Source organism: Klenkia terrae (genome assembly GCF_900491935.1).
GTDB classification, from domain to species: Bacteria; Actinomycetota; Actinomycetes; order Mycobacteriales; family Geodermatophilaceae; genus Klenkia; species Klenkia terrae.
Window position 1 is genome coordinate 764,518 of record NZ_UEXK01000004.1, and the last position, 21,739, is coordinate 786,256.

21 protein-coding genes are annotated in these 21,739 nt (G+C 70.9%); 12 read left to right on the forward strand and 9 right to left on the reverse strand.

The window, feature by feature from the left end; genetic code table 11:
• The first annotated feature begins 3 nt into the window (after window positions 1-3).
• The 5 genes from LFA75_RS03935 (at window position 4) to LFA75_RS03955 (ending at window position 5,904) form a co-directional block, all read left to right on the forward strand.
• Window positions 4-1,416 carry an NADH-quinone oxidoreductase subunit N gene (locus LFA75_RS03935; RefSeq protein WP_225232389.1) on the forward strand — a complete coding sequence of 471 codons (1,413 nt, stop codon included), beginning with the start codon at window positions 4-6 and terminating at the stop codon, window positions 1,414-1,416.
• Window positions 1,417-2,398: 982 nt separating this feature from the next.
• Window positions 2,399-3,082 carry a prolipoprotein diacylglyceryl transferase gene (locus LFA75_RS03940; protein WP_225232390.1) on the forward strand — a complete coding sequence of 228 codons (684 nt, stop codon included), beginning with the start codon at window positions 2,399-2,401 and terminating at the stop codon, window positions 3,080-3,082.
• Between the two features lie 46 nt (window positions 3,083-3,128).
• Window positions 3,129-3,812 carry a response regulator transcription factor gene (locus LFA75_RS03945; RefSeq protein WP_225232391.1) on the forward strand — a complete coding sequence of 228 codons (684 nt, stop codon included), beginning with the start codon at window positions 3,129-3,131 and terminating at the stop codon, window positions 3,810-3,812.
• 34 nt (window positions 3,813-3,846) lie between these two features.
• Entirely contained in the window at window positions 3,847-5,250 is a 1,404-nt protein-coding gene (locus LFA75_RS03950) for an ATP-binding protein (protein WP_225232392.1), read from the forward strand.
• A gap of 147 nt (window positions 5,251-5,397) precedes the next feature.
• The gene (locus LFA75_RS03955; RefSeq protein ID WP_225232393.1) at window positions 5,398-5,904 is read left to right on the forward strand and encodes a class I SAM-dependent methyltransferase; all 507 of its coding nucleotides are present in this window, start codon (window positions 5,398-5,400) and stop codon (window positions 5,902-5,904) included.
• Window positions 5,905-6,286: 382 nt separating this feature from the next.
• On the opposite strand, the gene LFA75_RS03960 is transcribed toward LFA75_RS03955, so the two are convergent.
• The 8 genes from LFA75_RS03960 to LFA75_RS03995 all read right to left on the reverse strand — a co-directional run bounded on the left by LFA75_RS03960 (window position 6,287) and on the right by LFA75_RS03995 (window position 13,934).
• Window positions 6,287-7,288, reverse strand: a complete 1,002-nt coding sequence (locus LFA75_RS03960; protein ID WP_225232394.1) for a CopD family protein — start codon at window positions 7,286-7,288, stop codon at window positions 6,287-6,289.
• A gap of 969 nt (window positions 7,289-8,257) precedes the next feature.
• Entirely contained in the window at window positions 8,258-10,624 is a 2,367-nt protein-coding gene (locus LFA75_RS03965; protein ID WP_225232395.1) for a heavy metal translocating P-type ATPase, read from the reverse strand.
• Window positions 10,625-10,674: 50 nt separating this feature from the next.
• Window positions 10,675-10,866, reverse strand: coding sequence for a hypothetical protein (locus tag LFA75_RS03970; RefSeq protein WP_225232396.1), 192 nt, complete (start codon window positions 10,864-10,866; stop codon window positions 10,675-10,677).
• A gap of 55 nt (window positions 10,867-10,921) precedes the next feature.
• Window positions 10,922-11,182 carry a heavy-metal-associated domain-containing protein gene (locus LFA75_RS03975; RefSeq protein WP_225232397.1) on the reverse strand — a complete coding sequence of 87 codons (261 nt, stop codon included), beginning with the start codon at window positions 11,180-11,182 and terminating at the stop codon, window positions 10,922-10,924.
• Window positions 11,183-11,274: 92 nt separating this feature from the next.
• Entirely contained in the window at window positions 11,275-11,580 is a 306-nt protein-coding gene (locus tag LFA75_RS03980) for a metal-sensitive transcriptional regulator (protein WP_225232398.1), read from the reverse strand.
• 298 nt (window positions 11,581-11,878) lie between these two features.
• Window positions 11,879-12,700, reverse strand: a complete 822-nt coding sequence (locus LFA75_RS03985; RefSeq protein ID WP_225232399.1) for a potassium channel family protein — start codon at window positions 12,698-12,700, stop codon at window positions 11,879-11,881.
• Between the two features lie 122 nt (window positions 12,701-12,822).
• A complete protein-coding gene (locus tag LFA75_RS03990; protein WP_225232400.1) occupies window positions 12,823-13,434 on the reverse strand; it encodes a DUF305 domain-containing protein in 612 nt (203 codons plus the stop codon).
• A gap of 80 nt (window positions 13,435-13,514) precedes the next feature.
• The gene (locus LFA75_RS03995; RefSeq protein ID WP_263639349.1) at window positions 13,515-13,934 is read right to left on the reverse strand and encodes a DUF6153 family protein; all 420 of its coding nucleotides are present in this window, start codon (window positions 13,932-13,934) and stop codon (window positions 13,515-13,517) included.
• A 344-nt stretch (window positions 13,935-14,278) separates the two neighbouring features.
• On the opposite strand from LFA75_RS03995, the gene LFA75_RS04000 reads away from it, so the two are divergent.
• Both LFA75_RS04000 and LFA75_RS04005 read left to right on the forward strand, forming a co-directional pair.
• On the forward strand, window positions 14,279-14,641 hold the full coding sequence (locus LFA75_RS04000) for a BlaI/MecI/CopY family transcriptional regulator (protein WP_225232402.1): 363 nt from the start codon (window positions 14,279-14,281) through the stop codon (window positions 14,639-14,641).
• Window positions 14,638-15,576 carry a M56 family metallopeptidase gene (locus LFA75_RS04005; RefSeq protein ID WP_225232403.1) on the forward strand — a complete coding sequence of 313 codons (939 nt, stop codon included), beginning with the start codon at window positions 14,638-14,640 and terminating at the stop codon, window positions 15,574-15,576. Before LFA75_RS04000 ends, LFA75_RS04005 begins: the two co-directional genes overlap by 4 nt.
• Before the next feature lie 592 nt (window positions 15,577-16,168).
• Here LFA75_RS04005 and LFA75_RS04010 read toward each other — a convergent pair.
• Window positions 16,169-16,921, reverse strand: coding sequence for a cytochrome c biogenesis CcdA family protein (locus LFA75_RS04010; RefSeq protein ID WP_225232404.1), 753 nt, complete (start codon window positions 16,919-16,921; stop codon window positions 16,169-16,171).
• A 131-nt stretch (window positions 16,922-17,052) separates the two neighbouring features.
• Here LFA75_RS04010 and LFA75_RS04015 point away from each other — a divergent pair, with 131 nt between their 5' ends.
• The 5 genes from LFA75_RS04015 (at window position 17,053) to LFA75_RS04035 (ending at window position 21,729) form a co-directional block, all read left to right on the forward strand.
• Window positions 17,053-17,790: an ABC transporter ATP-binding protein gene (locus LFA75_RS04015; RefSeq protein WP_225232405.1), complete on the forward strand. Its 738-nt coding sequence runs from the start codon at window positions 17,053-17,055 to the stop codon at window positions 17,788-17,790.
• A complete protein-coding gene (locus LFA75_RS04020) occupies window positions 17,787-18,476 on the forward strand; it encodes a heme exporter protein CcmB (protein WP_225232406.1) in 690 nt (229 codons plus the stop codon). The genes LFA75_RS04015 and LFA75_RS04020 overlap by 4 nt, the downstream gene beginning before the upstream one ends.
• A complete protein-coding gene (ccsA, locus tag LFA75_RS04025) occupies window positions 18,473-19,207 on the forward strand; it encodes a cytochrome c biogenesis protein CcsA (protein WP_225232407.1) in 735 nt (244 codons plus the stop codon). The genes LFA75_RS04020 and ccsA overlap by 4 nt, the downstream gene beginning before the upstream one ends.
• Window positions 19,208-19,342: 135 nt before the next feature.
• Complete coding sequence (locus LFA75_RS04030; protein WP_455428450.1) at window positions 19,343-19,750, forward strand: cytochrome c maturation protein CcmE; 408 nt, start codon at window positions 19,343-19,345, stop codon at window positions 19,748-19,750.
• A 164-nt stretch (window positions 19,751-19,914) separates the two neighbouring features.
• Window positions 19,915-21,729 carry a heme lyase CcmF/NrfE family subunit gene (locus LFA75_RS04035; RefSeq protein ID WP_225232409.1) on the forward strand — a complete coding sequence of 605 codons (1,815 nt, stop codon included), beginning with the start codon at window positions 19,915-19,917 and terminating at the stop codon, window positions 21,727-21,729.
• Window positions 21,730-21,739: the final 10 nt, after the last annotated feature.

Sequence of the window (21,739 nt, forward strand, 5' to 3'; positions counted from 1 at the left end):
ATCGTGTCAGACGAGAAACCCCTCGCCCTGCTCCCGGAGATCTTCCTGATCCTCGGCGCGGTGCTCACGCTCCTGGCCGGCTCCTTCCTGCCCCGGCACCGGCAGTGGATCGCCCGGCTGGTCGCCGTGGCGGCACTGCTCGGCGCGGGCATCGCCGCCGCCGCAGCACTCGGCGATCCGATCCAGTCCGTCTACGGGACGACCTTCATCATCGACACCGGCACGGTGTTCCTCCGGCTGGTCGTCGTCGCCGCCACCCTGCTCGTCATCGGGCTGGGCGTCGACGAGCTCGCCGGCACCCGCCGGGAGAGTGAGACCTACGCCCTGCTGCTGCTCAGCGCACTGGGCGCGGTGGTGATGGGCAGCACCACCGATCTGCTCGTACTCGTCGCCAGCTTCCTGCTGGGCAGCATCCCCCTCTACGGCCTGATCGGGATGCTGCGCTCGCCCGGCGCGGCCGAGGCGGCGATGAAGACCTACCTGCTGGGCGCACTGTTCGGCATCGTCCTCATGCTCGGCGTCAGCGTGCTCTACGGCGTGGGCGGCGCGACCGCCTACCCCGAGCTCGCCCTGGGCCTCGCCCGTGCGCCGGCCGCCGCCGTCGCGTTCGGCCTCCTCGCCGTCCTGGGCGGGTTGATGTTCAAGGCCGGCGGCGTACCAGGGCACTTCTGGGTGCCCGACGCAGCCCAGGCCGCGGGCACGCCCGCCGCGGCGTTCCTCACCACGATCCCCAAGCTGGGCGCGCTTCTCGCGGCGTACCGGCTGATGACCGTGATGCCGGACTCGGTGGACTGGCCGCTGCTCGTCGCCGTCCTCGCCGCGGTCACCATGACCGTGGGCAACCTCGCGGCCTTAGCCCAGACCGACGTCCGGCGCCTGCTCGGCTGGTCGACGGTCAGCCAGGTCGGCTACCTGCTCCTTCCCGTCGCCGTCGTCGGTGGGACGGCGGCCGCCCTGCCCGCGCTGCTGGTCTACCTGGGCGGCTACGCCGTCACGAACCTCACCGCCTTCGCCGTCATCGCCGCCGCGCCGGGACGACGCACCGTCGAGGACTACACGGGCCTGGCGACCACTCATCCCTGGCTGGGGTCCGCCCTCGTGGTGAGCCTGCTCAGCCTGGTCGGCACCCCGCCGACCGCGGTGTTCCTCAGCAAGCTCGGCGTGTTCACCGTCGCCTGGGACGGCGGCTTCGCCTGGCTCGTCGTCATCGCCGCGGTCAACACCGTGGCCAGTCTCTTCTACTACCTGCGCTGGCTGGGCCCGGCCTTCCGCCGGGACGACTCGATGGAACCGGCCGCGGGGCTCGCGCCGTTCGCGACAGCAGCCGCCGTCGCGGGCGGGGTGGGGGTGCTCGTCCTCGGAGTCATCGTGGTGAGCCTCGCGCCCGTGGTGGAGACGTCGCTGGGCGCTCGCTGACGTCGGCGAAGGACCACGACGGCCCACCACCGGCAAGCCGGCCTCAGCTGGACGAACGTCGTGCCGGGTGTGTCGCTGATCAGCGCGACGTCCCTGCTGACGGACGACGACACGACGAACACGCACCGTCAGCCTGCTCGTCGGGAGCAGGCGGAGCCTGTCACTGGCCCGTCCCCGGGAAGTCGCTGATCATCGCGGACGCCGGGGGCCGGCGCCCCGTGGTATCCGTGGTCGGCCCCGGTCCGGGGTGCGGCCCCGGCGCAACCGCGTCGGATCCACGCGGCGAGCGCACACGTTCTTCACACACCGCGGGCACTCTCGAGTCAGGTCACCGCACAGGTGATCCGCCCATCGAGAAGGAGACAGGCATGAACAAGCGATCGATCGTCACCTTGGCAGCCGGCGTGGTCGTCGGAGGCGCCATCATCGGGATCCCAGCCGCGGCGTTGGCCAGTTCGGACTCGGACACCTCGGGGTCCGGGTCGGACATGGGCACGATGATGAACGACCCGGCGTTCATCGAGGGGATGAAGACGCTGATGTCGGACATGATGTCGGACTCCCAGATGCAGGAGCAGATGCGTTCACTGATGGAGGGCATGGGGGGCATGTCCCCGCCGGACATGCCCCCCATGCCCTCCATCAGTGAACGCATCTGCTCCGGCATCGGGGAGTCCGACATCATCTCCGACATCAGCGTCTTCATCCCCTCGATGAACGCCGGCACGGACGTGGGCAGGATGATGAACGACCCGGCGTTCATCATCGTGCCCATGTCCGACCCGGTACCCGATGCGTCCGGNCGGGGACATGGGGAACGGGGGCGGCGCCGGTGGGCAGAACGACCCCGGCACGCCGTGACGGTGCCCGCCGTCGGCGGCTGACGCCCCTGAGCTGACGCCCCGCAGGAGCCCGGTGCCGCCGGCTGTGCTGCCTGCGGGCAGCGCGACGACGACGACGACGACGAGAAGGGCAACATCCGGTGCGGCCCGTCCTGTTCGAGATGCTCGGCTTCCCGATCAACAGCTACGACGCGAGCAAGGTGGCCGCTGCCCTGCTCGCCTGCTACCTCTCGGCCCGGGAGCTCCGTCGGCTGGGCTGGGATCCCGACCGAGCGTGGTCGCTTGTCGTCTGGGCCACGGTCCTGGGCTTCGTGGCTGGCGAGCTGTATTACCTGGCCGAGCACGCCGGAAGCCTTTCCCCGCTCTCCTTCGGATCGTCCGGCTTCACCTGGTACGGCGGTCTCATCGCCGGTGCGCTGACGGTCGTGGTCCTGGCCCGGCGGTGCGGAATGCCGCTGGTGCCGCTGGCCGGAATCGTCGCTGCGCCGCCGTCCTTCGCCTACGGGGTCGGCCGCACCGGCTGCCTCCTGTCCGGGGACGGCACCTACGGGACATCGGCGGAGTTACCGTGGGCCATGGCCTTCCCGAACGGGACGATGCCCACCACCGTCCCTGTCCACCCGACGGCGCTCTACGAGGCGGTCGTCGCCATCGCCCTCGGGGGGCTGCTGTGGGAACTGCGCAGCCGATGGACGCCGATGACACTGGGCCTGACGCAGCCCCGGTCGTGGTCCCTGGCGCTGGTGGCCGGGGGAGTTGGCCTCCTGGTCGCCGACCGGGCCGACCGGTTCCGCCGCTCCCCGACCCTGACCAGGGCCGGCTGAGATGGTGCGAACCACAGAAGGCGCACCCGACAGGAACCTGGCCACGGTGCTCGTCGTCGACGACGAGGACAAGATCCGGGAGCTCGTCAGTGCCTATCTGCGGCGCGAGGGCTTCCGGGTCCTGCAGGCCGACACCGGACTGGCTGCGCTGGAGACGGCCGAGCGGCTCAGCCCGGACCTGCTGGTCCTGGACCTGGGGCTCCCCGACATCCCGGGTGAGGAGCTGCTACGCCTGCTGCGCAGGTCCAGTGAGATCCCGGTGATCATGCTGACCGCACGGGCCAGCGAGGGGGACCGGATCGCAGGCCTGCGGCTGGGCGCCGACGACTACGTGACCAAGCCCTTCAGCCCCCGGGAACTCGTCGCCCGGGTCGAGGCCGTGCTCCGTCGGGGCGGTATAGGCCCGGACGGCCGGATCCCCACTTTCCTCGGCGGCCGCCTGTCACTGGACCGGGAGAGCCGGGAGGCCGTCCTCGACGCTGCTCCGCTGGACCTCACCCGCACCGAGTTCGATCTCCTGGTGACCCTGTCGTCGCGCCCCGGTCGTGTGTGGTCGCGGTACGAGCTGGTCAGCCGCGTCCAAGGGCAGGGCTACGAAGGATACGAGCGGACCGTCGACGCGCACGTGAAGAACCTGCGCCGCAAGCTCGGTGACGACCCCCGTGAGCCGACGTTCGTCGTCACCGTGCCAGGCGTGGGTTACAAGTTCGGTGCGCGCCCCGATGCGTAGCTCACTGGGGCGGCGTCTGGGACTGGGCTTCGCGGTGATCGCCGTCGTGGCCGCGCTGCTCGCCGCACTGCTGGTGAACCTCGCATTCCGGAGTCGCTTCGACTCCTACCTCGACCAGCAACGGACCGCCCGGATCGAGCAGATCTCCGCTGCGGTGACCACCGCATTCTCCCCGGCCGGTGGTTGGGACGTCGACCGCCTGGAGCAGCTGGGACCGGGCCTGGCCATGGCCGGCGCCGACGTGCGCCTGCTCGATCCGGCCGGCCAGCTGATCTGGCCGACCGCCGGCAGCGACACGGCCGGGATGGCCGCGATGCATCAGCGGATGATGGGCTCCGGGCCGCTGGCCGAGCCGGTTGATGTTCCGGTCACGATCGACGGACAACCCCGGGGCACGTTGGTGATGGCCCTTGCGGAAGGCAGCGTGCCGGTGGCCGACCAGGACTTCCGCACGAGTGTCAACGGCCTGATGCTGGCCGGTGGTCTCGCGGTGGCCGTGGTCGCGTCCGTGCTGGGCCTGCTGCTCGCCCGACGCATCACCAGGCCGGTCGCCGAACTGACCGCCGCGGCGCACGACCTGCGCAGCGGTGAGCGCAGCCGGAGAGCCGCGGTGACCGGCGAGGACGAGGTAGCCGAGCTGGCGCGAGCCTTCAACGAACTGGCCTCCTCTGCCGAGCAGCAGGAGTCCCTTCGGCAGTCCTTCGCCGCCGACGTCGCCCACGAGCTGCGCACGCCGCTGGCGATCTTGCGCAGCCAGCTGGAGGCCGTCCAGGACGGCGTCCTCGACGCGACACCGGAGATGATCTCCTCGCTGCACGAGGAGACCATGCGCCTGGGCCGCCTGGTCGCCGACCTGGAGACGATGACCAGCGCTGATGCGGTCTCCTTCTCGCTGCAACGCATTCGAGTGGATCTCCCCGACGTCGTTCGATCCGTCGTCGCCGGACTGGAGCCGCGCTTCGCCGAGCGACAGCTGCAGGTGGCACTCCGACTCGCGCCGGCCCAGGTCACCGGCGACCCTGTCCGGCTCGCACAGGTGGTCACCAATCTGCTCACGAATGCGGCCAAGTTCGTCCCTGCCGGCGGGCGCGTCGATGTCAGCACAGGCTGCAGCAACCACCAGGTCCAGATGACGGTCCGCGACGACGGGCCGGGGATTCCGGCGGAGGAGATCCCCCGGGTCTTCGACCGCTACTTCCGCGGCAGCGGAGCCCGCGCCAACGGCTCCGGCATCGGGCTGGCCGTCGTCGCCGCACTCGTCCACGCGCACGGCGGCACGATCGTTGCCGCCAACGCCGAGTCCGGGGGCGCGATACTCACGGTCACGTTGCCTGCAACCGACCCGCGGGTTGCAGACGTCGGACCACGGCCACCGCGTCCCTCGGCTGACGCCGGTCGCCGGCAGCCCGCAGCGACAGCCACCAAGGAAAGGCAGTGAGTGCTTCTCCGGCGTCGCGACCGACCCCCCGGCACGGACGGACACCGCGCGGGGTTCGCGCGATCTACGACCGGCAGGCTCACCACTACGACAAGATCATCGCCGTCGCCGAGCGGCTCCTCGTCTCCGGCGACCGGGAATGGGCTTGTGGGCACGCCCGCGGATGTCCGACTCACCGGCCTCGATCTCAGTCCGGCCAGGGTCGACCGCGTCCGGGCCCTCGCCGCGCGGCTGGGGCGGCCGGTCGATCTGCAGCAGGGCGACGCGCAACAGCTGCCGTTCCCGGACGCCAGTTTCGACACGGTGATCGCCACCCTGGCCCTGTGCAGCATCCCGGACGACGAGGCCGCGGTCCTGGAGATGGCCCGGGTGCTGCGTCCCGGTGGCCGGCTGGTGCTGCTGGACCACGTCGCCAGCCCCTCGCCGAGGGTGCGGGCGGTGCAACGGATGCTGGATCCACTCGTCGTCCGGGTAGCGGCGGATCACCTGCTCCGCCGCCCCGAGATGGCCGTGCGCGCCGCCGGGTTGAAGATCGAGCAGTTGAGTCGGTCCAGGCTCGGCGTCGTGCTGCGCCTGGGGTGCCGGAAGCCCCGACAGGAGCCCGCACCCCACCTGCGCGCTGCCAACCCAGCTGAGTCGGCGACCGTTCGCTGAAGGCGCTGGACGAACGTGCTGCGGGCCGGCGGCTCGCCGTCGTGGTCCATCGCAGCGCCCTGCCGTGCCTCAGAACCTCCGCCAGCGGGCCTTGATACGACATCCGTCCAAACCGGGTGACGATCAGGGTACGGGCGAAGGACGTTCAGACGGGCGTTAGCGTGCGACACCAGGACCTCCGGGTGGTGGGCGTGACCTTCGACAAGCCACACCTCACCCGGAGGCCCCCCCAAAGATCAACTACCCGCCTGTCACCGAGGTCCTGGCCGGGTACACCTAGGTGCTCGACTCGATCCTCGTCGGCCGTGAACCCCGCTCACGAACCAACGGCCCGGCCGAGCCCGGGCCGGGCGAGGGCCCACCGGCTGATCCTCACCCCACCTCACACCGCTGTCACGACGACGGACGCTGCGCCGACCGCGCTCGGCTCGTCCACATCGGGCGCCGGCGTCCGGGACAGCGCCACCGCCAGTCCCATGGTCGCCGCGAAGATCATCAGCTCCACCCAGGCGACGCGCCGGAACACCCAGCGGTCTCCGGCGTCGAGGGCCGGCAGCGAGCGGTGCCGATGCCACCAACCGACGGTGACCAGCCCACCCAGCGCAAGGGCCTTCAGCAGCACGAGGCGGCCGAAATCCGTGCTGAGGAGCTGGCCCGGTGCCTCCAGCACGACGGCCGCACTGAGCAGCCCGCTCACTCCCACAGCGAGCACGAGCAGCGGCGCGACCCGACTGAACCGGCGCACGGCGAGAGTTCGCTCGGGTCCGCTACCGAGCAGCAGCAGGGCGACGAGCGCGCCGGACCAGGCCAGCGCCCCGGCGATGTGCAGCATCATGCCGACCAGGGCGGCGACATTGAGGACGCGGCTGCCGTCGTCCTCCAGGTACTCGATGACGGCCGGTGGCACGGTCGCCAGGAGGGACACCAGCAGCATCGCCCGGGTGCCCGCCATGGTCAGCACCGTGCGGCTGGCCACCGCGACCAGTCCTGTCAGCAGCACCACTGCCGCCTGCGCCCGCCCCTCGGGCACGTCGCGGACGAAGCTGAACAGGGCCACCGGCGACGCCTGGCCGAGACCGGAGTCGAGGAACTCGGCCAGCAGGCCCGGCAGGGCCAGCGCCCCGGCCAGCGCCCAGAAGGCGGCGGACCAGGTCGCGGCCCGCAGCCACTGATATCCCGCCGGGCTGACGAACCGGGCCCCGGGCACCAGCAATCCAGCCGCGACCAGACAGCCCACGGTGACAGCTCCGCTGACATCGGAGACAAGCCGGCTGGCCGGCAGCACCCACCCCACCCGGATGTCGGGGGTGGGGTGGCCGGTTGAGGGCACAGTCATGACAGCCCCGACGGCCAGCACGGCGGCCACGCCGACGAGCACGGCCACCCCGAGTGGTGTGAGCCAGAAGGCGGCTCGGGATCCGTACCTGGTTCGGACCCGACGGCCCACGACAGTCATCCCTTGACGATCTCCCGTCCCCGGCCGCACCGAGGTGTGCGTCGCCTCGGCGACCGTAGACGCCGGTTGTCACCGGCAGGTCCTCGCCGGCGGCCCCCGCCCCCGGCCCCGGCCCCGCCCAATCTAGGTCGTGCCCTCCGCCTGCGCCAACCACCCGTTCCTCGGGATCTCGTCTGCGTGGACGTGGCGACGGCAGCCTGGTCCGACGGTGACACCGCCCTGTCGGCCGGGCTGACCGCGGGAGCCGACTCTCAGGCCGACCTGAGCGGGATTACCCAGCTGGCGCACGCCGCGTCCGTCGACGCTGTGGCCGACGGGCCCGCAGCTTGGGCGTCACCGGCCCCGTCGCCGGAACACCCGAAGCTGCTGGGGTCGCAGATGTGCCCCGGCGGGCCGGGGCACAGTGGTCGCCGGGCTGATCGAGATCCACCAGGACGGGTTCCGGGGCGCTGCGGTGGCGTGAAGTCCCGACGGCGCGCTGCCGGCCCGGGGCGTGGCGGGGGGTGCTGCGCACCCAGGCCGGTCGACTGGGTGAGATGATCTTCTACGAGGTGTTCGCCCCGACTGCGCCCGGGCCGCGGTCACGGCGGGGGTGCGATCCTGCTGGTGCCGATCGACGCCGCCTCCTGCACCACCGAGGAGGTCCCGGCGACCGAAGGTGGCCGCCGCCCCGATGCGTGCACGCAAGACCGGCCGTGCGGTCCTCCAGGCCGGCCCGACCGCCACCGTCCCCCTGCGCTGCGACCTGATCCGTCTACGCCCGCACCGGGGACGGCAACGTTCTCGGGCTGGTGGCCGCGCTCCTGATCGCCGGCCCGCAGGTCCGGGCTGCCTCGCTGATGCCCCGAAGGAGTGTGCGGCGCGGCTGCCCCTGACGTGGGGGTTCCGGGCACGCGCTCACCGTCGGCTGTCCTCAACAACCTCATCCGACCGCTGACCTGCATCGATCGGTCGACCCGTCCCCGCTCTGCCGTCCGCTGTGTCCGATGCGAGGGCCTTGAACCGACGCAGACGCAGGCTGTTGGAGACCACGAACACCGACGAGAACGCCATCGCACCTCCGGCCAGCAGCGGGTTGAGCAGGCCCGCAGCGGCGAGCGGCAGCGCCGCGACGTTGTAGGCGAAAGCCCAGAAGAGGTTGCCCTTGATCGTGCCCAAGGTCTTCCGGGACAGCCGGATCGCGTCTGCCGCGGCCCGCAGGTCGCCCCGTACCAACGTCAGGTCACTGGCCTCGATCGCGGCATCGGTTCCGGTGCCCATGGCCAGGCCGAGGTCGGCCTGGGCGAGCGCGGCGGCATCGTTCACCCCGTCACCGACCATGGCGACGACCTTGCCCTCGCCCTGGAGCCGCTTGACCACGTCGACCTTGTCCCGCGGCAGCACCTCGGCGATGACCTCGGTGATGCCCACCTGGGCGGCGACCGACCGGGCCACGGTCTGGTTGTCCCCGGTCAGCAGCACCGGGGTGAGCCCGAGGTCCCGCAACTGGCGGATGGCCTCGGCCGACGTCTCCTTGATGGCGTCAGCGACGACGAAGACTCCGCGGGCGGCGCCGTCCCAGCCGGCAACGACGGCCGTCTTCCCGTCCGCCTCTGCGGCGGCCGTGGCCCGCTCGAGGTCGGCGGACAGCTGCTGGGACCATTCGGCGAACAGCCGGGCCCGGCCGACGATCACGGCGTGCCCCTCGACGATCCCCTGGACGCCGAGTCCCTCGACGTTGCTGAATCCTTCTACCGGTGGCAGGGCGCCGTGGCGCTCGGTGGCCGCCGTGGCGATCGCCCGGGCGATGGGGTGCTCGGAGGCATCCTCCAGCGCGCCGGCCAGCCGCAGCAGCCGGCCGGTGTCCTCGCCGGCGGCGGGGACGACGTCGAGCAGGGTCATCCGGCCGGTGGTCACGGTGCCGGTCTTGTCCAGGACGACGGTGTCGACCTTGCGGGTGGACTCGAGGACCTCGGGGCCCTTGATGATGATGCCGAGCTGCGCACCCCGGCCGGTGCCGACCATCAGCGCGGTCGGCGTGGCCAACCCCAGGGCGCAGGGGCAGGCGATGATCAGGACGGCGACCGTGGCGGTGAAGGCGGCCGTGATGCCTGCGCCAGTGCCCAGCCAGAAGCCCAGGGTGGCGACGGCCAGGGCGATGACGATCGGCACGAAGATCCCCGACACGCGGTCGGCGAGCCGCTGGACCTGGGCCTTGCCGTTCTGCGCCTCCTCCACCAGCCGCGCCATCTGCGCGAGCTGGGTGTCGGAGCCGATGCGGGTCGCCCGCACCACGAGGCGGCCGCCGGCGTTCACGGTGGCGCCGACCACGCCGTCCCCGGGCCCGACCTCCACCGGGACCGACTCACCCGTGAGCATCGAGGCGTCGACGGCCGAGGAGCCCTCGGTGATCACGCCGTCGGTGGCGATCTTCTCCCCCGGGCGGACGACGAACAGGTCACCGACGGCCAGCCGGTCGACGCCGATCCGCTCCTCGCGCCCGCCGCGCAGGACGGAGACCTCCTTGGCACCCAGTTCCAGCAGCGCCCGCAGTGCCGCGCCGGCGCGCCGCTTGGACCGTGCCTCGACGTACCGGCCGGCGAGGATCGCCGTGGTCACCCCGGCGGCGACCTCGAGGTAGATGTTCGCTGCGCCGTCGGTCGCCCTGATGGTCAGCTCGAACGCGTGCGTCATGCCGGGCACGCCTGCCGTGCCGAAGAACAGCGCGTACAGCGACCACCCGAAGGCGGCCAGGGTGCCCATCGAGATGAGCGTGTCCATGGTGGACGCGCCGTGTCGCAGGTTCGTCCAGGCAGCCCGGTGGAAGGGATAGGCCCCCCAGACCACAACCGGGGCGGCGAGCGTGAGAGACAGCCATTGCCAGTAGGTAAACTGCAGTGCCGGGATCATGGCCATCGCGATGACGGGCACCGTGAGAACGGTGGAGACCAGGAGGCGCTGGCGCAGCGGGGCGACGGGATCCCGCCCGTCGGGCTCCTCGCCCTCCGCACCGGTCATCTCCGGGCGGGGCGGCTCGGGCAGCCGGGCGGTGTAGCCGGCCTTCTCCACGGCCGCCACTAGGTCGTCGGGCGCGACGCCATCGGCGAAGGTCACCTTGGCCTTCTCGGTGGCGTAATTGACGGTCGCGCTTACGCCGTCGAGCTTGTTGAGCCGTTTTTCGATCCGCATGGCGCACGACGCGCAGGTCATGCCGCCGATCGCGAGTTCGACCTGGTCACCGCCGGCCGGGGCCGGCGATGTCGTGCTGTTCGTCGCGGAGCTCACTGGTTCTCCCTGTCAGAAATCGCTGGTCTGCGTCGGCCGAGGACACCCGGTCAGCTGCCGGTGTCGCCGTCCATGTCCATGCCGTCGTGGCCGGCGTCCGACGCCGGTGCCGGCGACTCGGTCTGGTCTGCCGTCGGCCCGACCGGGCCCACGGCGCTGCCGATACCGAACGCCGAGGCGAAGGCGACAGCGAGGCCGGCCACATAGGCGCCGACCTTGGCCGCAGTGCTGTTGACGTCCACTCTTCTTGATTCGAGGTGCCGGGACGGCGGTCCGGTGTCCCGGACCGCCGTCCCGTCACTTGCAGCCGCACCCGCAGCCGGACGATGTCGCCGACGCGGGCTGTTCGACCGGCGCGGCGACCTCGTAGCCGGCCTCCTCCACAGCGGCCCGCACGGCGGCGTCGTCGATGTCGGCATCGCCGGTGACGGTGAGGCCGCCGCTGGCCAGGTCGACGTCGACGCCCGTGACACCGGGCACCTGCGTGACCTCCTCGGTCACGGAGTTGACGCAGTGCCCACAGGTCATGCCGACGACGGTGTACGTGGTGGTGCTCATCAGGTGTTCCTCTCGGATCTCTTGTCGTTCTTGCGCTTTGTTCTCGTAGCGGGGACCGGTTGGGTCCCGCTGGTCCTCGACGACGCCTTGGCTCAGGAGCGGACGAGACGGGCGATGGCCTCGGATGCCTCGCGCAGCTTCTGCTCGGCATCCGAACCACCTGCGGCGGCAGCTTCGACCACGCAGTGGCTCATGTGCTCGTCGAGCAGACCGAGAGCGACGGACCGCAACGCCTTCGTCACGGCCGACACCTGGGTGAGGATGTCGATGCAGTACTTCTCGTCCTCCACCATCCGCTGCAGACCGCGGGCCTGGCCCTCGATGCGGCGTAGCCGCTTGAGGTAGTCGTCCTTGCGATGGATGTATCCATGCGGTCCGGATCCACCGTTCGTGTCCATGCACCCTCTCCACGCATTCCATTACCCGGTAGGGGTATATCCAAACGGTACGACGCCCCTCCGTGGTGTGCAACCCCTGCCAGGTGCGTCCACTCCGACTGCCGATGCCCGACGGGGACGATCCGGGTGGAACCCCTAGAGGGAGCGACGGCCGGCCCGGTTACCCATCGTCGGGCTACGCACTCGTCGGGTGCCACGCCCTCGTCAGTTCCTACTGTCCGGCACAGGCCCCCGCCCCCGACCGAGGATCGTCGTCTCGCCGTGCTCATGCGCGTAGGCCATCAGCACCCCTTCGACGTCACCCGTGGTCCTCAGCAACTCGCGGCCCAGATGGTCTGTCAGGTCCTCCAGCGCCCGTGCGAGGTGGCCCGACGCGAGGCGTACGTCGGCACGCGTGCCCGGAACGACCCGCGGTGACCAGGTCCAGGGCATACGGCAGGGCGGCGGGCAGCGACGTCCGGGAGTCCTGGGAGCGGAAGTAGTAGGTCTCGGCGTACTGGGTCAGGTCGACGCGCATCTGCGCTACCTGTCCCGCCAGTTCGGAGAGCAGCAGCGCTGGCATCGCGGAGTCCGCCCGCGGCAGTGCCTCGCGGAGGCTTGCCTGCTCCAGCGTCGTGAGCCGCAGCGCAAGCGTGCGCCGCCGGTTGAGTGCCGGGTACACCTGCAGAACCCAGGTCACCGCGGCAGTCAGGAGTGAGAACCCGACCAGCGCCTGCAGCGGTGTCACGACGCGCAGCCACCCCTCGGTCGGGACGACGTCACCGAAACCCAGCGTGCTCGTGGTCGTGAGCGACAGGTAGAGCGCGTCGAGGAAATCCGCACGCGCAGTCGGGCTCAGACCCGTCGAGTACATGAACCCGTCGATGTACGGCAGGTAGACCAGTGCGCCACCGAAGACGACCCCCGAACTCCAGATGCTGACCACGGCCACCATGCCCAGTGGCCCGGCGAGCTCGGCGAGACGGGTCGGGCCGCCGATCCACCGGGCAACCCGCCACGTCCCGGAGAGGACGAGGTGGCTGAGACGGCCCTGGCCGGCGGGATGGAAGAGCGTGTGGAAGACATCGCGGAGGATCAGTACCAGGAGCAGGGCACCGAGTGCCGGGTCCAGCAGCATCATCGTGGGACCCTCCGGTTCGCAAGAGCTCTCCGACCTCGACACCGCCAGCCAGCCGAAACAGGTGACACGGGCGGGCACGAGTGGCGCTGCCGTCGCACGACGACAGCACCACTCGCCCGGAATCAGCCCCCGAGCTCGGTCAGAATCGTCCCCATCTCGTCGATCTCGGCGCTCTGCGACTCGACGATCTGCTCCGCCAGCGCAATGGCATCGGCGTTCTGTCCGTCGGCGATCTCGGTCTGGGCCATGTCCACGGCCCCGAGGTGGTGCTCGGTCATCATCTGCAGCCACATCCGGTCGAACCCGGGCCCCGAGGCTGCCTCAAGGCCCTCGATGTCCATGTTCATGCCACCCATGTCCATGCCACCCGACATGTCACCGGACTGCGCAGGGGACGTCGGCTGCCCCCAGTCCTCCAGCCATCCGGTCATGGTCTGGATCTCCGGATCCTGGGCGGCCTCGATCCGGCCCGCCAAGTCCAGGACACGCGGGTCTTGAGCGCGCCCATCGGCCAGCTGAGCCATCTGGAGCGCCCCCTCGTGGTGGACGATCATGTCCTGCGCGAAGGTGACATCCACGTCGTTGAAGTTGGCGGACTGACTGGCGGACTGACTGGCGGAGCTCCGAGCGCTCGTGTCGCTGGTGGCGGAACCGCCGGAGCAGCCGGTCAGTACGACCGCCCCGGCGATGAGGCCGCCAGCGAGGCGGTGGAGTCGAACATTGGTGCGGGTCATTGCATGTCTCCTGTCGATGATGAGGTCGTTGGCCGTGCCGTCTGACCCCGTGCAGCGCGCTGGGGTCGGGTGTGGTCGGCCTAGATCCGCAGGACGCAGAGAGCAGAGAGATTGGGCGGTCGTGAGGGCCGTGACGGTCGCACGGACCCGCGAGGAACGGCCGCTGCTCCGTCCGCCTGCGCGGTCATCGAGCGCAGGCTGTACACCGCGCCCAGCACGGCGAACGCGACCAGGAGAACGGCCAGGCACAACGACCAGACGTGCGCCGGCATGCCGTGACCGGGCATGTTCCCCACCAGCGGCCGGGACTCGGCCAGGGCCCCCCCGTCTGCGCCCGTCGTCACCGGTCCGTCGGCGAGCCCGACGGGGTCCGCGCCCGATCCGTCCGTGGCGACCTCCATCCCGTGGGCCGGGCTCGCCGACGCAGGTCGGTCCGAAGTGGGGCCGACCGACAGGTACTGCAACCCGTGCATCGAGATCAGCGCGAACAGCACGAGCACGACTCCGAGTCGCCGCGCTGGTGCGCCAAGTCCCGTCACGGCAGCCACGGTACTACCGGCCGTAGTGGAACGGCGCTGGTGGAATGGGCGCAGGCGGACAGGAGACCGGCCGCACCGCGCAGTGGGGGCAGCCGCAGCCGACTGGTCGCCGTCCCTGCCCAGAGCACCTCGTCCGGTCTCACGGTGGGGCAGCCACCGCCCACGTCCACTCGAGCTGGAATGGTCCACCGCACAGGAACCTGGAGAACTTCCGCTCCCGTAGGCTCTCTTTCCAGGTCGTAGGTCAGAGGACCAGCGCGACGCGGAGGCTCGATGGTGCCGCCGACGGACGGAAGGGAACGGCGATGCCACGACTGGGGAAGCTGGAAGCCGCCGTGATGGACGTCCTCTGGTCCTCCCACCCTCCTCTGACGGTCCGGGAGGTGCTCGAGCGGCTGCCGTCGCACCGCACGCTCGCGTACACGACCGTCATGACTGTCCTCAGCCACCTCCACGGCAAGGGGGTGGTGCACCGCGAACCCACCGGCAAGGCGTACAGGTACAGCCCCAGCCTCACGCGCGAGGAGGCGGCGACGGCGTCCTTGCGCGAAGTGCTCGACGCGTCGGGGGACCCGCAGTCGGTTCTCCTGCACTTCGCCGAGACCGCCTCCGAGGAGGAATCCTCCGTCCTGCGGAAGGCCCTGGCCCGGCGAGCGTCTCAGTCATGAACGGTGTCCTCGGACTGCTCGTCGGTAGTGCAGTCGTAGGCATGCACGGACACCGTCCGCTGCAGTGGCTCGCTGACCGGCAGCTCGACCCCACGATCCTGCTGACCGGATGGTTGTTGTCCACGGTGGGGCTGATCGTGTCGACGGTCGCCAGCATCACCCTGCTCGCCCTGCCAGCCGACGAACACCCGGCAGCAGGAATCTTCCGTCTGGCAGGTGGCTGCTGGACGGCTCTCTCCTCAGGATCTCTGCCTGGCTGGCGTGAAGGCCTCGCCGCCGTCGGCGTCATCGGCGTGGCGACGATCCTCCTGCGGATCGGCTGGGCGCTCACCGTCCGGCGACGACGTCGCCGATCGACGGCCCCGCACGTGGAACAGCTCCGCCTGCTGGCCGCCGGCATGCCGTCGGGTGACCCCCTGTGGGTTCGCGACGACCGGCCGCTCGCCCTGTCGATCGGCGGTCGTCCCGGCGTCATCATCATGAGCGACTCCCTCCGCCACCACCTGACGCCCAGGGCGCTGGCGGCCACGATGGAACACGAGCGTGCACATCTACGCGGGCGACACCACCTGCTCGTCGCCATCGTGGAGACCCTCGCTGCCGCGTTTGCGATGAGTCCGTTCCTGCGTGCCGCACCCGCCGCCCTCGCTGACCTCATCGAACTCGCCGCCGATGCCCAGGCTGCCCGCCGCTGCAGTGCCGGCGCGGTTCAGGAGGCATTGTCTCGTCTCACCGGACAACCCACGCCTGCAGTCGGGCTGGCGATGGCCAGCCATCTCACCCAGGCCAGGCTGACACGGCTGACCACCGGGAGTATCGGCGCGTCGCGAGCGATGCGTCTGATGGGCTGCACAGCAGCAGCGATCGCCGCACTGTCGCTCCCTGCCGCTGCAGGTTGGCTGGCGCTCGAGGTCGTCGGCTGCGTGGTCGCCTGACGCACAGGAGACCGCGCGTCTTCTCCCCCGATGCGCAGTAGGCGCACAGGACCGGCGCGGCGCCGCAGTGACGCGCCCCACCGATCCTCCATGCAGTGCACCCTCAGGCCTCGCGGAGGAGACCCACGACCAGCACGTCGGCGTCCGCCCCGTGACGGTGCCCGGTCGCCAGCGAACCGGTCTCGGGCGCGGGGGCTGCTCGCCGCTTTTGCCGTCAGCTGCTCGGTGTGCAACAAGCTGGCGGTCCCGGTGCTCGGGCTGTCGGCGCGACCGCCCTCTGGGCGTCTGCAGAACGAGCACGCCTGGGCGGGGAGCTCCGACGGTCGTGGGGGGCGCACCCGCGAGGGAGGGTCCTGCGACCCACCTCGTCGCCCACGATCCTCTTAGATCCCGCTGACGTGGCCGTTCACGGCCACTCCCGCCCGGTCCGGCACAGAGACCGCAGGCCATCGCGCTCCTGACCCCGACGCGCCGCAGAAGGGACGAACGGCGTCCAGTAGCCGGGGCCGCGGACCATCAGACGGCGCCGGCCCACGAGAGGGGGTATGCGTCGAGCGCCGGGCCACCGCGGCAGCCGGGGGTGAACCGGCGGTCAGATGGGAGGCCATCCCAGTTGTGCGTAGAACGCGAGCATCCGGCTCATCAGCGCGGTCCATCCGCCCGTCATCATGGCCACGCCCATCCCGACCAGCAGGATTCCCCCGGCGACCTCGATCCGCCGGGAATGACGCCGCAACCAGCCGAGCCGGCCGCCGCCGCGGGCCATTCCCCTGGCGAGCAGCAGGAACGGCAGTCCGAGCCCGAGCGAGTATGCGAGGAGGAGGAGGGCCCCGCGCCCGACGGTGGCCGTACCGGCGGCCGTCGTCAGGATGGAGGCCAGAACCGGTCCGACGCAGGGCGTCCAGCCGAAGGCGAAGGCAGCCCCCAGCGGCAGGGCACCCCCGGGGCCGGGCTGCCAACGTCGAAGGTCGGTGCGGAACTCCCGGTGCAGGAACGGCAGCGGTAGCAGGCCGGCCGTCGCCAAGCCCATCAGCACGACGAAAGCGCCACCGACGAGGTTGATCCCCCGCAGGTTCTGCACCAGCAGGAAGCCCAGCGCTGAGGACGTGGCGCCCAGGGTGGTGAACACCGCCGCGAAGCCGATCAGGAACAGCAGCGATCCCACGAGGACCCGCCGCCGCGCGGGGGCGGCCAGCGGCCCGCCACCCGCCGTCGCCGAACCCTGCTCCCCGGACAACCCGGAGACGTAGGAGACGAAGCCTGGGAGGAGCGGGAGCGTGCACGGGGAGGTGAAGGACACGACGCCGGCGACCAGCGCCAACGACATCAGGGCGAAGAGCTCCATCCCCACCTACCTCAGATCCGGGCGTGTGCCGTGACGCCGGCAGCCGGTTCCCACTCCGGCCTACCTACTAAGTACCGTAGGCGACGCGGCCCATCCCCCGTCCCCAACCTCGGCCGTCAGAGAGCTGGATCGTGCCTGAGCCCCGATCGCCCTTCATCTCCCGGAGTGACGTGCCGTCGTCGGGCGGATCGTCGTCCGCCGTCGCCCACCTGGCCGGGCTGTCGGTCACTGTGCAGCGGTCACGCGTGCTCCGGGACCTGACGATGACCGTGGCGCCCGGCGAAGCCGTGGGCCTGATCGGGGCCAACGGCTCGGGCAAGAGCACCCTCCTGCGGATCTTGGCCACGCTGCTCCCCCCGCTCGGGGGTGCGGGCTGGGTCCTCGGCGCCCGACTCGGTACCCGCGACGTCGAGGGAATCCGCCCCGGCATCGCGCTGATCGGCCACACCCCGGCGCTGTACCCCCGTCTCACCCTCGGCGAGAACCTGGCCTTCTACTGCCGGCTCACCGGCCGCGACGTCGGGGCCGCCGAGGCAGCATTGGCAACCGTAGGACTGGGCCGCGCGGCGGACCGCGCCGCAGAGCGCTGCTCGCACGGGATGCTCCGCCGGGCAGAGCTGGCAAGGGTCCTGATCACCTGCCCCCGCCTGCTTCTCCTCGACGAGGCCCATGCCGGCCTCGACCGCGCGTCCGCCGGGCTCGTGGAGGTCGTCGTCGACGCGGTACGGGCCCGAGGCGGCGGTGCGGTCGTCGTATCGCACGAACGGGACCGGCTTGCCGGGGCCGTGGACCGGATCGTCGAGCTCGAGAACGGGGGCCTGCGTCCCATTGATCGGTCCGCAGCCGCCGTGAACGAGGCGCACCGGTGATCTCTCCACGAACCGAGGCGCCGCGTCCCCTCCTGCAGGCCCTCGAGCTGACCCGGAAGGATCTGCGGCTGGAGGTCCGGGCCGGCGAGGCGCTGCTGGTGACTGCGCCCTTCGGGGGGGTCGCTCTGCTGCTGGTTCCCCTGGCCGTCGGCACCGATGTGCCGATGCTGCGTTCGGTCGGGTCCGGCATGTATTGGGCAGTGGTCCTGCTCTTCGGTGTGCTGATCACGCTCCGGCAGAGCGCCGTGGATGCGCCGCAGCAGGTCGAGCTGCTCCGGCTCACCGGCATCCATCCCGCCGTCCAACTGCTCGGGCGTGCAGGGGCCAACGCCGTCCTCCTGCTCGCCTTCGAACTGGCCGTGTTGCCGGTGGCGGTCATCGTCTACGACCCGCCGCTGAACAACTGGCCGTGGCTGGTACTGGTCCTGCCGCTCGTCGCCATCGGCCTCGCGGTCCTCGGCACCCTGGCCGGCGCACTGACCCAGGGCCTGGCCGGCCGCACGACGCTGGGCCCGCTCCTCGTCGTCCCGCTCGCTCTTCCGCTCCTGCTCGCGGCCACCCAGACCGCCGAGGCCACCCGTTACGGCAGGCCCCCCTGGAACTGGCTCGCGCTGCTGTTGCTGGTCGACCTCGTCGCCGCCCTTGCCGTCGTCCTGTCCGCCCGATCCTTGGAGGAGGGCTCGTGAGACCGCTCTCGCGACACCTGAGCACGGTGGCCGTCCTGGCCATGGCCACCGGTCTGGCCGTGGCGCTCACCGCGCCACCGGACCAGTTGCAGGGCAACCTGCAGCGGCTGATGTACGTGCACGTCCCCGCCGCCTGGCTGGCCTACCTCAGCTTCGCGATCACCTTCGGCGCGAGCGTCGGCTGGCTGTGGAAGCGAAAGGCCCGGCTGGACCGGCTGGCGGCGGCCAGCGCGGAGGTCGGCGTCTTCTTCACCGGCCTCACCATCGTGCTGGGATCGGTGTGGGGCAAGCCGGTGTGGGGCGTGTGGTGGACCTGGGACCCCCGACTGGTGACGACGGCGCTGATGTTCTTCGTCTACCTGGGTTACCTGGCCCTGCGCCGGGCCACGCTCGATCCGACCGTGCGTGCCCGGCGCGCCGCCGTCTTCGGCGTCCTGGCCTTCGGACAGGTGCCCGTCGTCCACATGTCGGTGATCTGGTGGCGTGCCCTGCACCAGCCGCCCACCGTGCTCAGGCCCGGCGACCCGAGCATCGACCACTGGATGCTCGCCGCCCTCGTGCTCAACGTCCTGGCATTCACGGCGGTCTACGCCGTCCTGCTGCGGTCCCGCATCCGACTTGCAGCCGACGAGGAGGCCCTTGCGGCCGCCCAGGATGCTGCCACGGCCGATCTGGCCGGGGCGGCCGTGACGGCTCCCGACTACGGAAGAAGGACTGAACCTGATGTCTGAGTGGGCGTGGGTCGCTCTGGGCTTCGGCATCACCTACGGAGCCATGGGTGGGTATCTGCTGACGTTGCGCCACCGCACCGCAACCGTCCGCCGCGGCATCGGGCAGTTGCGGTGAGGCGCTATCGGCTCGCCGCGGTGGCCGTGCTCGGCATGGCTGTCGTCCTTCTCGGCGTGCTGTTCGTCGGCAACATCAACGGCAACCTCGTGTATTTCCTGACCCCGGATGAGGCGCTGGCGCAGAGGGCGGACTTCGCCGACGACCGCCGCTTCCAGATCGGAGGCCTGGTCCAGCAGGACAGCGCAGAGTCGACCCCCGACGGGCTCCGCTTCATCGTCGTCTCGGGCACCGAGCCCGGCGCCGCCGCGGTGCCGGTGGCCTACGAGGGCTCCCCCGCCCAGCTGTTCCGGCCGGGGATCGGGGTCGTCCTGGAAGGCTCGTGGAACGGCGAAACCTTCGATGCCGACACCATGATCGTCAAGCACGACGAGAACTACCGGGCACCCGATGCAGACCCGACACCTGCCCCTGGGAGCGCCCCGTGACCGTGATCCTTGCGGCGGCCGGCTGGAGCGGGGCGGCTCTCGGTGCCGTGTCGTCGCTCGTCCTGGCCGTTCTCGGCCTACGCGCTCAGCGGCGACCGGAATCCGTCGACCGCGGTCACCTGAAGGCGGCCGTCCAGTGCGTGGTGGGCGGCGCCGTGCTGTCCATGGCAGCGCTGGAGGTCGCCCTGCTGACCGATGACTTCGGCATCACCTACGTCGCCGAGAACCACTCCCGGGCCACCAACGTGCTGTACAGCATCACGGGGGCCTGGTCGGCCCTGGAGGGCAGCATCGTCCTCTGGGCCCTGATCCTGGCGGGCTACACCGCCGTCGTGCTACGACAGGTCCGCACGACCGACGACCGGCTCGGGACCGGTGCGCTGGCCGTCATGGGTGTGGTCGGGGTCTTCTTCTTCGGCCTCGTGGCGACCGTCGCCAACCCCTTCGGCCTCGAGGCGGTCCCCCCGACCGACGGCGCCGGTGGCAACCCGCTGCTCCAGGACCACGTGATGGTGGCCTTCCACCCGCCGATGCTCTACCTCGGCTACGTGGGCTTCACGGTGCCCTTCGCGTTCGCGATGTCGGCGCTGCTCCTGCGGCAGGGGGGCGTCGACTGGTTGCGCCGCACCCGGAGGGCCAACCTCGTCGCCTGGACCTCGCTCACCGCAGGCCTGGTCCTGGGCGCGTGGTGGTCCTACGAGGTGCTGGGCTGGGGCGGCTACTGGGCCTGGGACCCGGTGGAGAACGCTGCGCTCATCCCCTGGCTCGTCGCGACGGCGTTCATCCACTCCGCGGTCGTCCAGATCAAGCGTGGCATGCTGCAGGCCTGGAACTTCGTCCTGGTGCTGGCCACCTTCTCGCTGACCATCTTGGGCACTTTCCTCACCCGCTCCTCCGTGGTCGTATCCGTGCACAGCTTCTCCCAGTCACCGATCGGCCCGGCGCTGCTCGGCTTCTTCGTGCTGGTCCTGGTCGTCGGATTCACGCTGTTCGCCCTGCGCGGCGAGCGGATTGCCTCGATGTCCCGCCCGGAGTCCCTGGTCAGCCGCGAGGGCGCGTTCCTGGTGAACAACCTCCTCCTGAGCCTGTTCGCCTTCGTGGTGCTGCTGGGCACCGTGTACCCGATCCTGGTCGAGGCCATCGTCGGCAGCCAGGTCTCGGTCGGCCGGCCATTCTTCGACCGGATGGCCGTACCGCTGTCCTTCGCCCTCTTGCTGGCCATGGGAGCTGGCCCCTTCATGCCCTACCGCAGGGCCACCGGGGCGCTCCTGTGGAACAGGCTGCGGATCCCGTTGCTCGCAGGTAGCACCGCGGCCGCGGCGGTTGTGGTGGCCGGCGTCCGTTCCGTCGGCGTGGTCGCCGTGGTGCTTCTCGCGGTGACCATCGCCGCAGCCGCCGTCCGGCAGTTCGTCGTCACCCTGCCCAGCGCCACGCCGCGGGCGGCGCTGCACCTGCTGCGTGGTCAGCGCGCCTACTGGGGCGGTCAGCTGGCCCATCTCGGCGTGGCGGTGGTCGCCCTGGCCATCGCCGTCTCCGGCGGCCTGGCGACCCGGGCCTCGGAGAACCTCGACCTCGGGGGTTCGCTCGAGTTCGACGGCTACTCGGTCACCTTCGACAAGACGGAGGAGCACCGCGAGGCAGATCGCCTGATCACCGACGCGCACCTGGTCTTCCGCACCGGTGACCGGGTCGACTACGTCGCCACCCCACGGCTGACCGCGTTCGACAACCAGCCGCAGGCGATCGGCGCACCGTCGGTGTGGAACCGGCCCAGCGGCGACATCTACGTGGCGCTGTCGAACCTCGAACCGGACTCGGTCGCGGTCAACGTGTACGAGTACCCGCTCATGTCCTGGTTGTGGGCCGGGGGCGTGCTCATGGCCGCCGGTGGACTGTGGGCGCTCGGGGGACGCCGTCGCCGGCCCGCCGAGACGACGTCCACAGTGAGCGGCCCGGTGGGGGCTGACGGACATGCGTGAGCTGTTTCAG

Excerpts from the sequence above, each read along its gene's own strand:
- LFA75_RS03975 (WP_225232397.1), bottom strand. The coding sequence starts at position 11,182 with ATGAGCACCACCACGTACACCGTCGTCGGCATGACCTGTGGGCACTGC.
- LFA75_RS03980 (WP_225232398.1), bottom strand. The coding sequence starts at position 11,580 with ATGGACACGAACGGTGGATCCGGACCGCATGGATACATCCATCGCAAG.
- LFA75_RS03985 (WP_225232399.1), bottom strand. The coding sequence starts at position 12,700 with ATGATGCTGCTGGACCCGGCACTCGGTGCCCTGCTCCTGGTACTGATC.
- LFA75_RS03990 (WP_225232400.1), bottom strand. The coding sequence starts at position 13,434 with ATGACCCGCACCAATGTTCGACTCCACCGCCTCGCTGGCGGCCTCATC.
- LFA75_RS04000 (WP_225232402.1), top strand. The coding sequence starts at position 14,279 with ATGCCACGACTGGGGAAGCTGGAAGCCGCCGTGATGGACGTCCTCTGG.
- LFA75_RS04005 (WP_225232403.1), top strand. The coding sequence starts at position 14,638 with ATGAACGGTGTCCTCGGACTGCTCGTCGGTAGTGCAGTCGTAGGCATG.
- LFA75_RS04010 (WP_225232404.1), bottom strand. The coding sequence starts at position 16,921 with ATGGAGCTCTTCGCCCTGATGTCGTTGGCGCTGGTCGCCGGCGTCGTG.
- LFA75_RS04035 (WP_225232409.1), top strand. The coding sequence starts at position 19,915 with ATGGCAGCGCTGGAGGTCGCCCTGCTGACCGATGACTTCGGCATCACC.